The sequence below is a fragment of the Vagococcus luciliae genome, from assembly GCF_024637875.1.
GTDB lineage: Bacteria > Bacillota > Bacilli > Lactobacillales > Vagococcaceae > Vagococcus > Vagococcus luciliae.
The window spans coordinates 1,928,373-1,942,358 of the sequence record NZ_CP102451.1 but is presented as its reverse complement, the minus strand read 5'-3'; the positions used below and the strand labels follow the sequence as shown (position 1 = coordinate 1,942,358).

Annotated in this window: 13 protein-coding genes; 10 read left to right on the top strand and 3 right to left on the bottom strand. The window is 34.6% G+C overall.

The window, feature by feature from the left end; genetic code table 11:
• Window position 1: 1 nt before the first annotated feature.
• Window positions 2-337: a DUF3899 domain-containing protein gene (locus G314FT_RS10575; RefSeq protein WP_423837504.1), complete on the bottom strand. Its 336-nt coding sequence runs from the start codon at window positions 335-337 to the stop codon at window positions 2-4.
• A gap of 95 nt (window positions 338-432) precedes the next feature.
• Here G314FT_RS10575 and opp3b point away from each other — a divergent pair, with 95 nt between their 5' ends.
• From opp3b to G314FT_RS09425, 4 genes are read left to right on the top strand one after another with little or no spacing between them, the layout of a single operon-like run.
• On the top strand, window positions 433-1,374 hold the full coding sequence (gene opp3b, locus G314FT_RS09440) for an oligopeptide ABC transporter permease (protein ID WP_257700999.1): 942 nt from the start codon (window positions 433-435) through the stop codon (window positions 1,372-1,374).
• Window positions 1,374-2,402, top strand: coding sequence for an oligopeptide ABC transporter permease (gene opp3C, locus G314FT_RS09435; protein WP_257700998.1), 1,029 nt, complete (start codon window positions 1,374-1,376; stop codon window positions 2,400-2,402). The genes opp3b and opp3C overlap by 1 nt, the downstream gene beginning before the upstream one ends.
• A 22-nt stretch (window positions 2,403-2,424) precedes the next feature.
• Window positions 2,425-3,465 (top strand): ABC transporter ATP-binding protein, encoded by a 1,041-nt coding sequence (locus G314FT_RS09430; protein WP_257700997.1) that lies wholly within the window; start codon window positions 2,425-2,427, stop codon window positions 3,463-3,465.
• A 12-nt stretch (window positions 3,466-3,477) separates the two neighbouring features.
• Window positions 3,478-4,428 carry an ABC transporter ATP-binding protein gene (locus tag G314FT_RS09425; protein WP_257700995.1) on the top strand — a complete coding sequence of 317 codons (951 nt, stop codon included), beginning with the start codon at window positions 3,478-3,480 and terminating at the stop codon, window positions 4,426-4,428.
• Window positions 4,429-4,721: 293 nt separating this feature from the next.
• Here the strand turns inward: G314FT_RS09425 and G314FT_RS09420 are convergent, their stop codons facing one another.
• Window positions 4,722-5,720: a D-2-hydroxyacid dehydrogenase gene (locus G314FT_RS09420; RefSeq protein ID WP_257700993.1), complete on the bottom strand. Its 999-nt coding sequence runs from the start codon at window positions 5,718-5,720 to the stop codon at window positions 4,722-4,724.
• A 90-nt stretch (window positions 5,721-5,810) separates the two neighbouring features.
• The gene (locus G314FT_RS09415; protein WP_257700991.1) at window positions 5,811-6,710 is read right to left on the bottom strand and encodes a LysR family transcriptional regulator; all 900 of its coding nucleotides are present in this window, start codon (window positions 6,708-6,710) and stop codon (window positions 5,811-5,813) included.
• 187 nt (window positions 6,711-6,897) lie between these two features.
• Between G314FT_RS09415 and lpdA the strand changes: the two genes are divergently transcribed.
• Genes lpdA through G314FT_RS09385 form a run of 6 tightly spaced genes read left to right on the top strand, consistent with a single transcriptional unit; the run spans window position 6,898 to window position 13,981 of the window.
• Complete coding sequence (gene lpdA / locus G314FT_RS09410) at window positions 6,898-8,304, top strand: dihydrolipoyl dehydrogenase (RefSeq protein WP_257700989.1); 1,407 nt, start codon at window positions 6,898-6,900, stop codon at window positions 8,302-8,304.
• Between the two features lie 22 nt (window positions 8,305-8,326).
• Window positions 8,327-9,370 (top strand): PTS sugar transporter subunit IIC, encoded by a 1,044-nt coding sequence (locus tag G314FT_RS09405; protein ID WP_257700987.1) that lies wholly within the window; start codon window positions 8,327-8,329, stop codon window positions 9,368-9,370.
• Window positions 9,371-9,385: 15 nt separating this feature from the next.
• Window positions 9,386-10,489, top strand: coding sequence for a pyruvate dehydrogenase (acetyl-transferring) E1 component subunit alpha (gene pdhA, locus G314FT_RS09400; protein WP_257700986.1), 1,104 nt, complete (start codon window positions 9,386-9,388; stop codon window positions 10,487-10,489).
• A gap of 2 nt (window positions 10,490-10,491) precedes the next feature.
• Complete coding sequence (locus tag G314FT_RS09395) at window positions 10,492-11,469, top strand: alpha-ketoacid dehydrogenase subunit beta (RefSeq protein ID WP_257700984.1); 978 nt, start codon at window positions 10,492-10,494, stop codon at window positions 11,467-11,469.
• A 21-nt stretch (window positions 11,470-11,490) separates the two neighbouring features.
• Entirely contained in the window at window positions 11,491-13,059 is a 1,569-nt protein-coding gene (locus G314FT_RS09390) for a 2-oxo acid dehydrogenase subunit E2 (protein ID WP_257700982.1), read from the top strand.
• 19 nt (window positions 13,060-13,078) lie between these two features.
• A complete protein-coding gene (locus tag G314FT_RS09385) occupies window positions 13,079-13,981 on the top strand; it encodes a phosphate acyltransferase (protein WP_257700980.1) in 903 nt (300 codons plus the stop codon).
• Window positions 13,982-13,986: the final 5 nt, after the last annotated feature.

Sequence of the window (13,986 nt, the reverse complement as noted above, 5' to 3'; positions counted from 1 at the left end):
ACTAGAAAATTATTAGTAGGAAACTGCTAGCTCCTAGGACTATACCAACTATTAACCAATAAGTTGGAGAAAAAGAGAATGTCGTAGAAAAGGGAGTGAACTCTTCCTTTTCTCTATTTTTTTTACGATGAATTAACTGGTGCATTTGCTCTTGAAATCGATCAAAAAAACCAGAGGAGAGTACGATAATGATTACTGAAATAATTAAAAAAAGTAAGGCTAGTAAAAAATACCCATTAGATAAGGTTATTTTTGTGATAGGTTTTTTTGTAATAATATAATAAGTTGGAACAAAGAAGTATGAAAAAAGTAAAGTTAGGATAGTTTTTTTAGGCATAATGACCACTTTCTTGAAAAGATATAGTAAATATTATTTTAAGTGAAGTGAAAAGTAAAAGTCAATGTGTTTTTAAATTAATAGGAGGAAATTAAATGGGGAATTTTGCTAAGTACTTTCTTAAGCGGGTAGGCTATATGTTGTTAACATTATGGTTAATTATAACGATTACATTTTTTTTAATGAAATTATTACCTGGATCACCATATGCTAACCAAGAAAAGCTATCTCCTGAGCAAAGGGAAATATTAGATAAGCAAGCTGGTTTAGATAAACCGGTAATTGAACAGTATGCACTTTATATAGGTAATGTTGCTAAAGGTGATTTTGGAACTTCCTTTCAATTTAAAAACCAACCAGTATCGAAATTATTAAAAGAGCGCATTGGTCCATCTGTTCAACTTGGATCACAAGCAATTATTTTTGGAACACTTGTTGGAATATTATTAGGAACGGTTGCAGCTATGCGACAGAATACTTGGGTTGATACGATAGCTACCTTAATAGCTATTCTTGGAAGATCAATACCAAATTTTGTTTTTGCCGTTTTACTACAATATGTTTTTGCCATTAAACTTGGCATTTTGCCAATTGCCAAGTGGGAAGGTTTTTCATCAACGATTCTTCCGACGTTGGCACTTGCTATGTCACCATTAGCAGATTCTGCCCGATTTATTAGAACGGAAATGGTTGAGGTACTAAGTAGTGATTATATTGAACTAGCAAAAGCAAAAGGATTTAGTCGTATGCAAGTTGTCTTTAGACATGGTTTAAGAAACAGTTTGATTCCTTTAATTACATTGTTAGGACCTCTAGCTGTTTCTCTTATGACTGGATCATTAGTTGTTGAAAATATTTTTGCTATTCCAGGGATTGGGGAACAATTTGTTAAGTCAATTATGACCAATGACTACCCAACTATCATGGCTGTTACAGTTTTATTCTCAACAATGTTAGTAGTGGTTATCTTGATAGTAGATTTACTTTATGGAATAGTGGATCCAAGGATTCGTGTGACAGAAGGAGGAAAAGATTAATGGATAAAATTAATATAAAAGATATACCAAAAGACCTATTTAACCCATTACCTCCATCAAAAAAATTTGAAAGTGAAAAGATTAGTGCTCCTTCTTTAAGTTTTATGCAAGATTCATGGAGACGACTAAAAAAAAATAAAGCAGCGGTTACTTCTATGATTTTATTAATCGTTATCGCTATTGTTGCTTTTGGTTCAACGTGGGTCACACCACATAACCCAACTAAGCAAAATCCACAGTATATTAATTTACCACCCAAAATACCTGGGGTTTCAATTAATGGGTTTAATGGGACAGCAGTAATTGGTGGAACTCGAGTGAACAAATACGAACAAGCTAAAGTTCCAACAGATGAATATTTTATTTTAGGAACAGATGGACTAGGTCGTGATGAATTATCACGTCTATTGATGGGTACACGTATGTCATTAATTATTGCTTTGACAGCAGCATTACTTGACTTAACATTTGGAGTGATTTATGGACTTGTATCGGGAATGAAGGGCGGACGAGTTGATACGATTATGCAGCGTATACTTGAAGTATTATCAGGTATTCCGAATTTGGTGGTCATGATTTTAATGTTGATGGTTTTTAAACCAGGTATGTTATCAATTATTCTCGCGATGATTGTTACTGGTTGGATTACAATGGCTCGTATTGTTAGAGCACAAACGTTAAAAATTAAAGACCAAGAGTATGTATTAGCTGCGACAACATTAGGAGAAAAACAGTCAAAGATTGCTTTTAAACATGTATTACCAAATATTTCAGGTGTTATTATTGTACAGATGATGTTTAGTATCCCTTCTGCTATATTTTTTGAAGCTTTCTTGAGTTTCATTGGATTAGGATTAACACCTCCAACAGCATCTCTTGGAACATTATTAAATGAAGGGTATAAAACATTCCGATTTTTACCTCATTTAATGTGGGCACCGGCTATTACGTTGTCAGTCATCATGATTTGTTTTAATCTACTTGCTGATGGACTGCGTGATGCATTTGATCCGAAGATGAATGACTAAACAACTAACAGGAGGAATCATAATGGCTGTAGATAAGATATTAGAAGTAAAAGATTTAAATATTTCTTTTGATACTTTTGCTGGTGAAGTTCATGCTATACGAGGGGTGAACTTTGATTTACATAAAGGAGAAACCTTAGCAATTGTGGGAGAGTCAGGATCTGGAAAATCAGTCACTTCAAGAGCAATTATGCGTTTACTAGCAAATAATGCACGCATAACAAATGGTGATATTTTATTTAAAGGTAAAAATTTATTAAATAAGAGTGAGAAAGAGATGCAGTCAATTCGAGGAAAAGATATTGCAATGATTTTCCAAGATCCGATGACATCACTTGATCCAACAATGAATATAGGAAATCAAGTAGCTGAATCTCTTAGAAAACATAAAAAAGTTAGTAAGACAGAAGCATTAGAAAGAGCATTGGACCTATTAAACCTAGTGGGGATCCCAAATGCTGAAAAACGATTAAAAAATTATCCACATCAATTTTCAGGAGGTCAACGTCAAAGAATTGTTATTGCAATCGCATTGATATGTTATCCTGAAATTTTAATAGCAGATGAACCTACAACGGCTTTGGATGTAACGATTCAAGCACAAATTATTGAATTAATGAAAGATATTCAGCAAAAAATTAAAACCTCTATTATTTTCATTACACATGATTTGGGTGTTGTAGCAAATGTAGCTGATAGAGTAGCTGTAATGTATGGTGGTAGAATTGTTGAAATTGGAACATCTGATGAGATTTTTTACAATCCTCAACATCCTTATACATGGGGACTTTTAAGTTCTATGCCAACACTTGAAACAAAAGAAGAAAAATTGTATGCAATACCAGGCTCTCCACCTGATTTATTGGATCCACCTACTGGAGATGCCTTTTATCCGAGAAATCGATATGCTATGGAAATAGATACAATCGAAGCTCCACCATTTTTTAAAGTGTCACCTACTCATTATGCGGCTACTTGGTTATTAGCACCAGGCGCACCAAAAGTGACACCGCCATTAGAGATTGTCAAACGACAAGAAGAGTACAAGAAAAAGTTTGCATAAGGAGTGTTGTATATGACAGTTTCAAAAAGAAATAAACTTTTAGAGGTTAAACATTTAAAACAGTATTTTAATATTGGTCGTTCTGATGAAGTAAAAGCAGTTGATGATATTAGTTTTTATATTAATCAAGGCGAAACATTTGGACTTGTTGGAGAATCTGGATGTGGTAAATCCACAACTGGTCGAAGTATTATCCGTTTATACAACCCGACAAGTGGTGAGATTAATTTTGACGGTGAAAATGTTGCTTCAATAAATGGTCGTGATCGTATGAATCAATTTAGACGTGATGTTCAAATGATTTATCAAGACCCATATGCTTCTTTAAATCCTCGTATGAAAGTACGAGATATTATAGCAGAAGGCATTGATATTCATAAGTTAGCCAAAAATGTAGGTGAACGAAATAAACGAGTAGATGAATTATTAAAACTTGTTGGTCTTGACCCAAGTCATGGGACACGTTATCCACATGAATTTTCAGGAGGTCAACGTCAACGTATTGGAATCGCGCGAGCTCTTGCGGTTGAACCTAAATTTATTATTTGTGATGAACCAATTTCTGCTTTGGATGTTTCTATTCAAGCACAGGTTGTCAATTTATTACAAGAGTTGCAAGAAAAACAACAACTGACTTATTTGTTTATTGCCCATGATTTATCAATGGTTAAATATATCAGTGATCGTATAGGGGTGATGTATTATGGAAAATTGGTAGAAGTTGGAAGTGCAGAGGAGATTTATAAGTATGGATTACATCCTTACACAGAAAGCTTATTATCCGCCATTCCATTACCTGACCCTGAGTATGAACGTCATAGAGTAAGGACTACTTACAAACCTGAAAAAACAACTGCTACAGATTTATCATTAAGAGAAATTAGTGAAGATCATTATGTGTATTGTAGTGAATCAGCAGTACCTAAATATCAAGAAAAATTACAAGAGATGAAAAAACAGTAGGAAAATCTACTGTTTTTTAGTGACTTGAAAATTTAGATAGGGCAATAGAATTTGGTATTTAAAAGGATACTATGTCATTATTTATATTGAGAAAATAATTGAAAAAAGTATTAGAAAACAATAAACTGATGATAGAAATGTAAGTGAACAACGTATAATAACTCTATTAAATTATGCGAAGGTTTTATGTTTTAGTTATCAGTTTTTTTATCGAGTGTCTTTACGGTATATACAGAAATAATTTTTCTAGAGATACTAAAAAGCCATCAGCGGAAACGGATGGCTTTTTTTATTTATAGATTAACAATTGTTTGCGGTCTTTCACCATTTAATATGGCTAAACATGAATCAAGTGCACCTGACACTAAATTTGTGACAGCTGTTTCAGTGTAAAAAGCAATATGGGGAGTATAAATAACATCATCTCGTTGTATTAATTCTTCTAACACCGGGTCATTAATAGGTTTATTATTAAAATCTTTTGTCACAAAAGGCATTTCATTTTCGTAAGTATCAAGTGCACAAGATGCTAATTGATGTGAGTCCAGAGCCTTAATTAAATCGTTTGTGTTAACAATTGCACCGCGAGAAGCGTTAATTAAAATAGAACCAGGCTTCATTTTTGCAAAGGTTTCTTCATTAAATAAATGATAATTTTCTTCTGTTAGAGGCATATGAATAGAAATGACATCACATGATGCTAAAAACGTATTAAAATTATCTTCATATGTTAAAATAGCTTCCAATGATTTATTTTTATAAAGATCATAACCAATCAACGTTGCACCAAAGCCTTTGAGCATCTCAGCTGTTAACTGACCAATACGACCAGTCCCTAATATTCCAATCGTTAATTCTCTGACTTCTTTAGACAAGATTGATTTATCCCAACTAAAATTATGATTTGTCACTCGTTTATTAATTAATTTTGTATGTCTTAAACAATTTAGAACGCTTCCAACTGCAAACTCAGCGACAGAGTTTGGGGAGTAAGCTGGCACATTCGTAATTAAAATATTATTTTCTTTTGCAACATCTAAGTTGTACATATCAATACCGGCTGACCGTTGAGCAATTTGTTTAAAGCCATCTTTACTCAGTTGGGCATAAATATCATTTGAAATCCCCATTGTTTGTTGGAGACTTAAACCATCAAATCCTTTTAACAAGTGATAAGTTTCTTCATTAAGTACCTCATTAGTTAAAACAACTTCGACATTATTTTCTTTAGCCCATTTATCAGCAAACTGTTTTTCATCTTCTCTAGCACCCATCATCATAATTTTCTTCATTTTTTTTCCTCCTTATACCCTGATAAGTACAGTATAAGATGAAGGGTGTTATTGTTCTAATTAGTATAATTGATAGGTCTATAGATTTAGTTAATCATTTATTATTTTTTGATTGGTAAGGAATTCTAAGCATAATGCCGCTGCAGGGCTAAGTGGCGTGTTCTTCTTATGAATCACGACAATATCAAATGGTTTAATTTTATCTTTAATAGGTACCCAAGTTAGTGGAGAATTGTCATAAAAATCTTTTAACTGAATGGGTAACAGAGCTAACGTATTGTTTTTCATAATATTATTGACTAATACTTCATGGTTATTACTCATAATATCAATTTTTGGTATAAAGCCAACATCTCGTGTCATACCTTGAAGCACATGCCACAACACATAGTCTTTGCTCATAGATGAGAAGGTGTAGTCTTTTAAATCTTTTAAATTGAGAGATTTTTTTGAAGCTAATGGATGATCATCCCTCATTAAAATTGATGCATCATACTTCATAGTATGAAAAATATTTCGTTCAATTTCTAAATTTTCTTCTTTAATAGGAAATGACACAATGCCTATTTCTAATTCACCTTTGGCCACTTTCTTTTGGGTTTTGATTGATCCTTGTTCTTCTATAGTAATCGAAAAATTTGGGTAAATAGCCATAAATTTTTCGATTAATGGCATGAATACAGGTGATATGACAGCATTTGATCCAAGGACTAATTCTTTTTTTTCTAATGTGTTATCTGTTTCAATCTCAGTAGTGAGTCGTTCAATATCTTCTAAAATTTCTTGTCCTTTGTTAAATAAGATACTTCCTGCTGTGGTAGGCATGACCTTATTACCTACTTGATATAGTAATTTAACACCCAATTCTTCTTGTAGTTTATTCATATTCCAAGATAATGTTGGCTGAGTAACAAAAAGATTTTTTGCAGCGTGTGAATAGTTTTGAGCTTTAATTATCTCGATAAAATAACGTATCTGCCTAAACTCCATAAAAACTTCCTCATTTCATAAAAAATTTATCCTGCTATAGAAATTATCAATTTCAAAAAAAGGTCATTAGAACTTATACTGAAAGTGCGTTATTAAAAGCGCTTTCTTTAACAGGGTTTTAAATAAGTATATACAGTATAACTCACAGAGAAAGCATAAGCAAAGTCAAAGAAAGGACGTGTCAAAAATGGTTGTTGGGGATTTTGAATCAAGTTTAGGGACAGTGGTAATAGGAGCAGGACCAGGAGGATATGTCGCCGCTATTCGAGCTGCACAACTTGGACAATCAGTTACTTTAATTGAAAAAGAATATATGGGAGGAACTTGTTTAAATGTTGGATGTATCCCATCAAAAGCACTTATTGAATCAAGTCATTATTATCATGATATAACCAACTCTTCTTTTTCTGGAATTAAAGCAAAAGATGTGAGCATTGATTTTGAAGAAATACAAAAATGGAAAGATGAACAAGTGGTAAAAAAATTAACAGATGGCATTAAGTTTCTATTAAAGAAAAACAACGTTAATGTGATTGAAGGCGCTGGGTACTTTATGGAAGAAAATAAAGTGAGGGTGATGCATGAATTTGGCGGTGAAACTTATACGTTTGACAATGCAATTATTGCAACAGGTAGTACGCCAATCGAAATTCCCGGGTTTAAATTTAGCGACAGAGTATTGGATTCAACCGGGTTACTAAATATTAAAGAAATACCAGAAAGCCTTGTAGTGATTGGAGGAGGCTATATTGGAAGTGAGTTAGCAGGTGTTTTTGCCAATCTAGGAACAAAAGTTACGATATTAGAAGGACAATCATCTATACTACCAAACTTTGATAAAAAATTGGTCTCATTTGTAGAAAAATCATTTAAAAAACTGAATGTAGACATCGAAACAAAGGCATTAGCTAAACAAGCGACTATCAAAGATGATGGTGTGACCGTAACATATGAAATTGATGGAAAAGAAAAATCGATTGATTGTGAGTATTGTTTAGTATCAGTTGGTAGAAAACCAAACACAAGTGAGTTAGGGCTTGAAAGAATTGGTGTAAAAATGTCTGATAGAGGTTTGATTGAAGTAGATGATACTTGTCAAACAAGTGTGGAACATATTTATGCCATTGGGGATATTGTACCCGGTCTAGCATTAGCACATAAAGCCAGTTATGAAGGAAAAATTGCGGCAGAAGTTATTTCAGGTAAAGATGTGTCAGTAGATTACCGTGTGATGCCAGCTGTTTGCTTTACAGATCCAGAATTATCATCAACTGGCTTAACAAAAACTGAAGCAAAAGGGTTAGGTTATGACGTTCTTGTATCTGAGTTTCCATTATCAGGTAATGGACGTGCTTTATCTATGGGGAAAACTGAAGGACTAGTACAAATCATTAGTGATAAACAAACAGGAGAAATCCTTGGAGGACAAATTGCAGGGGTCAATGCGAGTGATTTGATTTCAGAAATTTCTCTAGCAATTGAAACAGATGCTACATTAGAAGATATTTCTTTAACAGTTCATCCACATCCAACTGTCAGCGAAGCTATCATGGAAGCCGCAGAAGTTGGTCTAGGTTTACCTATCCATATTTAAAAAAACTATAGGAGTTGAAAAAATGGGACTTAAAGGAATCAAACCAAAAGATTATACAATGAATATTTTAAATGGTGTCGCACTGGGAGTAGTCGTTTCGCTAATTCCAGGTGCATTATTAAGTGAATTATCCAAAGCACTGGATTGGTCATTTGGTCTAACAGCTACTGGTATTGCCCAAACATTGATGCCTATTGTGGTTGGAGTAGCAGTAGCTATTAACTTTAAATTTACACCGATTCAGATTGGATCATTAGGAATGGCGTGTGTTGTTGGATCGGGAGTAGCACGAGTGAATCCTGATGGTGGGTTTATTTTCCAAGGTTCAGGAGATGTTATTAATACCGGACTAACTGCTGCAATTGCTGTGTTACTTATATTATTACTAGGTGAAAAACTACAAGCATTTACTATTTTAGTTATTCCAACTATTGTAACCGTTATCGGTGGTGGATTAGGTCTTTTGTTACTACCATATGTTAAATCAGTGACAACGTTATTAGGAAATTTTATTGCGACACTAACAGATTTACAACCAGTTCCAATGGCCATTGCTATTGCTCTGATGTTCTCGATGATGATCGTGTCACCAATCGCCACAGTAGGAATTGCCACAGCTATCTCATTATCAGGTATCGCTTCAGGTGCTGCTAATTTAGGAATTTGTGCGGCAGGATTTGGATTATGTATTGCTGGTTGGAAAGTAAATGCTGTTCCAACATCATTAGCACATTTTATTGGCTCACCAAAAATGCAAATGGCAAACGTTCTAAAGAAACCAAAAATTATGGTTCCAATTTTATGTAATGCAGCCATTACAGGATCACTTGCAGCCTTTCTTGATTTACAGGGAACACCATTTAGTGCAGGGTTTGGATTTAGTGGTTTAATCGGACCAATCAACGCTTTAGCTTTAGCACCAAATGGATGGTCAGCGTTAAATATTATAAAAGTCGTCTTTGCCTTTTTAATTACACCACTTGTTTTAGGCTTTATTTTTAATTATGTTTTCAATAAAAAAATGGGTGTAGCAAAAGCGGATGATTATAAATTGAACTTCAACTAAAAAGGAGAGAGTAGAATGACTACAAAAGAATTTAAATTATTTAATGACATGATGAAAAAAAGTGCAGATGCTGTGCCATTTGTACAAATACTAGATGAAAATGCCAAATTAGTAAATAAAGGATTAAAGAGTTCGTTAACAGATGATGAATTAGTAGCATTAATGAAAAACTTAGTGTGGGGTAGAACAGTTAATGAACGCCTCATTTTAGCAGGTCGTCAAGGGCGTATTGGTAACTTACCACCTTCAGAAGGACAAGAAGCGTCTCAACTAGCAACATTATTTGCTATGAAGAAAACAGATTTTCTATTCCCAACGTATCGTGATGTGATTCCATTGATTAGTCATGGCATGCCAATGAAAAATGCTGTTTTATGGTATCGCGGACACGTTGCAGCTAATATTTTACCGGAAGGAGTTCATGGACTTCCAGCTCAAGTTATTATTGGGTCGCAATATGTTCAAGCAGCAGGATTAGGAATGGCTTACAAACGCGATGGTAAAGATCAAGTAGCGATGACTTACATTGGAGATGGTGGATCATCACAAGGGGATTTCTATGAAGGGATTAACTTTGCTGGAGTATTTGAATCTCAAACAGTATTTATTGTACAAAACAACCAGTATGGTATTTCTGTTCCTCGTGACATGCAAAGTAAAGCACCAACCCTAGCTCAAAAAGCAGCAGCAGCAGGTATTCCGGGAATTCAAGTGGATGGTATGGATCCATTAGCTCTATATGAAGTGACGAAGTTAGCACGTGAATATACAATGGCAGGAAATGGCCCTGTATTAATCGAAACATTAACGTATCGTTTTGGACCGCATACATTGTCTGATGATCCAACAAGATATCGTACACAAGAGGAATTAGATGAGTGGTTAGAAAAAGATTTTATGATTCGTATGCGTAAACATTTAGGTGAAAAAGGTATTTGGAACGAAGAGATGGAGCAAGAAGTGATTAATCAAACAACGGAAGAAATGAATGAGGCACTTGATGCAGCAGATAATGAACCAAAACAAAAAGTTTCTCAATTATTAAGAAATGTGTTTGAAGTTCCTACACCACGCATCGCAAAAGAAATTAAAATGTATGAACTTAAGGAGGAAAACTAAAGATGGCTATTAAAAATATGGTACAGGCAATCAATGAAGCCTTAACTCAAGAGATGGAACGAGATGAAAGAATTTTAGTTTTTGGAGAAGACGTTGGAACAAACGGAGGTGTATTCCGTGTTACAGATGGTATGAGTGACAAATTAGGAATTGACCGTGTTTTTGATACACCTTTAGCTGAATCTGGAATTATGGGAATGGCAATGGGATTAGCTCTTGGTGGCTATCGTCCAGTTCCTGAAATTCAATTTTCAGGATTTACTATGGAAGCCATTGATGGATTATTGGGTCAATTAGCTCGTCATCGTTACCGTATGGGAGGAACAGAAGGAGTTCCTGTGACAGTTCGCTCGACATTTGGTGGTGGTGTTGGGACACCAGAGTTACATTCGGACAACTTAGAAGGATTATTTAGTCAATCACCTGGTATTCGAATTGTTATCCCAAGTGGACCATATGATGCGAAAGGACTATTAACCGCTTCTATTCGAAATAATGATCCAGTTTATTTCCTAGAGCATTTAAAACTCTATCGTTCGATTAAAGAAGAAGTGCCTGAAGAATCATATGAGATTCCTTTAGACAAAGCACATGTTGTACAAGAAGGAACAGATATTACGATTGTCACTTATGGTGCGATGGTTCATGAATCGAAAAAAGCCATCGAATCCTTAGAAAAAGATGGCATTTCGATTGAGTTAATCGACTTACGTACTGTAGCACCTTTTGATATTGACACGATTTTAGCATCTGTTAAGAAGACAGGTCGAGTAGTGGTTGTTCAAGAAGCACAGCGTTTAACAGGTGTGGGCAATCAGATTATGGCAGAAATTGCAGAAGGCGCTATGTATGAATTGGAAGCATCAATTGGTCGTGTTGCTGCACCAGATAGTCATTTCCCATTTGGACAAGCAGAATCTGTTTGGTTACCAAATGCGAAAACGATTGAAGAACAAGTTAGAAATACAATGGCTGAATAGAAAAATCTAGGAGGAGTACTCATGGCTTATATATTTAAATTACCAGATGTAGGAGAAGGATTAACAGAAGCAGATATTTTACAATGGTTTGTAAAAGAAGGAGACGTTGTAAAAGCAGACGATCCATTAGTCGAAATTCAAAATGATAAATCAACTATGGAAATACCATCTCCAGTTGCTGGAACAGTGGTGAAAATTTTAGTTCCAGATGGTGTGGCAAAAGTAGATGAAGGCATTATTGAAATTAATACAGGAGAAACAGTTGTTTCAGCTGAACCTGTCGAAGTAGCTGTTACACAGGAAGTTGTAGAAACACAAGCAACATCTGACAATTATATTTTTGAATTACCAGATGTAGGAGAAGGATTAACAGAAGCAGACATCTTACAATGGTTTGTAAAAGAAGGCGATACTGTAAAAGCAGATGACCCATTAGTCGAAATTCAAAATGATAAATCAACCATGGAAATACCATCCCCAGTTGCTGGAACAGTGGTGAAAATTTTAGTTCCAGATGGTGTAGCAAAAGTAGACGAAGGAATTATCGAAATCAATACAGGAGAGTCTGTAATAAAACAATCTACTACCCGAAATACAGAGGACAAACAGGTGGGTCAACCCCTTATACAAACTAGAAAAGAGTCATCATCTAAAGTAGTACGAGCACTACCTTCTGTTAGACGATATGCGCGTCAACAACAAGTTGATTTAGCTTTGGTTACCCCTACAGGACCAAATAATAAACTATTAAAGACAGATATTGATGCTTTCTTAGAAAATGGGTCACCAGTCGAAGTAACACAACCAACTGTTACTGACACAATTAAAGTGGAAGAACCAAAACAAATAAAAGCCTCTGCCCCAGTACAACCAGCGAATGAGGATTGGGTAGAAAAAATGTCACCTTTACGCCGTGCGATTGCCAAAGCGATGGTGACAAGTCGTACTGAAATTCCACATGTGACAGTATTTGATAAGTTACGAACAGAAAAATTAGTCGAGCATCGTAATACATACAAAGAAATTGCAAAAGAAGAAAACGTTAAATTAACCTTTTTACCATATGTTGTTAAAGCAATGGTTGCAATGTTGAAAGCTTATCCATCATTGAATGCTTCAGTTAATATGGAAAAATCAGAAATCATTCATCGTGGAAATATCAATATTGGTATTGCAACCAATACAGATCATGGATTGTTTGTCCCAGTAATCAAAAACGCTGACCGTAAGAGTGTGTTTGAGATTGCAGAAGAGATTTCAGAGTTATCGAAAAAAGCAATGAATAATGAATTAACAAGAGATGATATGAGTGGCAGTTCAGCAACCATTACAAATATTGGTGGAATGCCTGAAGCTGGCGGTGTGTGGTCTACGCCAATCATCAATTACCCTGAATCAATGATTATGGGCATTTCTCGTATTTCTGATGAAGTGATTGTAAATCAAGATCGTGAAATGGAAATTGCTTCTATTATGAGATTATCTTTTGCCTTTGATCATCGCTTAGTGGATGGTGTTGAAGCGCAAAGTGCGTTAGCAGTATTCAAAAAAGCACTAGGTGATCCTAATTTAATGTTGTTAAAAAATTAAGAGATAGGGGAACACTAAAATGGTATTAAAGTCATTTGATGAATTAAAGAAACAATTAAAAACCACAAGTGCAGCTCCTAAAAAAGTGGTCGTTGCTAATCCAGTTGATAAACAAACTTTAACAGCTGTGATGACATTAAAAGAAGAAGGTCTATTGAATCCTGTATTAGTTGGAGATAAAAAAGTCATTTCTGAGTTAATGAGTGAATTAAAGCATGACGATTTATCCGTTGATATTATAGATATTATTGGAGATGTGGAAATTGCCGAAAAGGCAGTTTCCATCATCAAAAGTGGTCTAGGTGATGTGTTAATGAAAGGTCATATACAGACAAGAGATTTATTGAAAGCTGTTGTGAATAAAGAGTCAGGAATAAGAGATTCAGATACATTATCTCATGTTGCAATCAATGAAATCCCTTATTATCACAAATTACTATTTTTAACGGATGGTGGTATGTTACTTACTCCTGATGTGGATGCAAAAGAAAAATTGTTAAATAATGCCTTATCATTAACCAAAAAACTTGGTTATAAACAGACAAATGTGGGTGTGTTAGATGCTAGTGAAAATGTGAATCCTAAGTTACAAGCATCATTAGACGCCAACGAACTAAAAGAAAGATTTACTAAACAAGCAGACACTTCTATTTTTGTTGAAGGACCAATCTCATTGGATTTATCTTTAAGTAAAGATATTGCAAAAGAAAAAGAGTATGACAGTCCTGTTTCAGGTGAAGTCGATATTTTACTTGTTCCAGATATTGTATCTGGCAATTTATTAGGTAAAAGTATGATGACATTTGGACAAGGAAAAATGGCAGGACTTGTTTTAGGTGCAACTGTTCCTATTATTATTACATCTCGTGGCTCAACAGTAGAAGAAAAAATGAATTCATTAATGATTGCATGTGCAATGTAAGAGGT

Coding starts and splice junctions, on each gene's coding strand:
- G314FT_RS10575 (WP_423837504.1), bottom strand. CDS start 337: ATGCCTAAAAAAACTATCCTAACTTTACTTTTTTCATACTTCTTTGTT.
- opp3b (WP_257700999.1), top strand. CDS start 433: ATGGGGAATTTTGCTAAGTACTTTCTTAAGCGGGTAGGCTATATGTTG.
- opp3C (WP_257700998.1), top strand. CDS start 1,374: ATGGATAAAATTAATATAAAAGATATACCAAAAGACCTATTTAACCCA.
- G314FT_RS09430 (WP_257700997.1), top strand. CDS start 2,425: ATGGCTGTAGATAAGATATTAGAAGTAAAAGATTTAAATATTTCTTTT.
- G314FT_RS09425 (WP_257700995.1), top strand. CDS start 3,478: ATGACAGTTTCAAAAAGAAATAAACTTTTAGAGGTTAAACATTTAAAA.
- G314FT_RS09420 (WP_257700993.1), bottom strand. CDS start 5,720: ATGAAGAAAATTATGATGATGGGTGCTAGAGAAGATGAAAAACAGTTT.
- G314FT_RS09415 (WP_257700991.1), bottom strand. CDS start 6,710: ATGGAGTTTAGGCAGATACGTTATTTTATCGAGATAATTAAAGCTCAA.
- lpdA (WP_257700989.1), top strand. CDS start 6,898: ATGGTTGTTGGGGATTTTGAATCAAGTTTAGGGACAGTGGTAATAGGA.
- G314FT_RS09405 (WP_257700987.1), top strand. CDS start 8,327: ATGGGACTTAAAGGAATCAAACCAAAAGATTATACAATGAATATTTTA.
- pdhA (WP_257700986.1), top strand. CDS start 9,386: ATGACTACAAAAGAATTTAAATTATTTAATGACATGATGAAAAAAAGT.
- G314FT_RS09395 (WP_257700984.1), top strand. CDS start 10,492: ATGGCTATTAAAAATATGGTACAGGCAATCAATGAAGCCTTAACTCAA.
- G314FT_RS09390 (WP_257700982.1), top strand. CDS start 11,491: ATGGCTTATATATTTAAATTACCAGATGTAGGAGAAGGATTAACAGAA.
- G314FT_RS09385 (WP_257700980.1), top strand. CDS start 13,079: ATGGTATTAAAGTCATTTGATGAATTAAAGAAACAATTAAAAACCACA.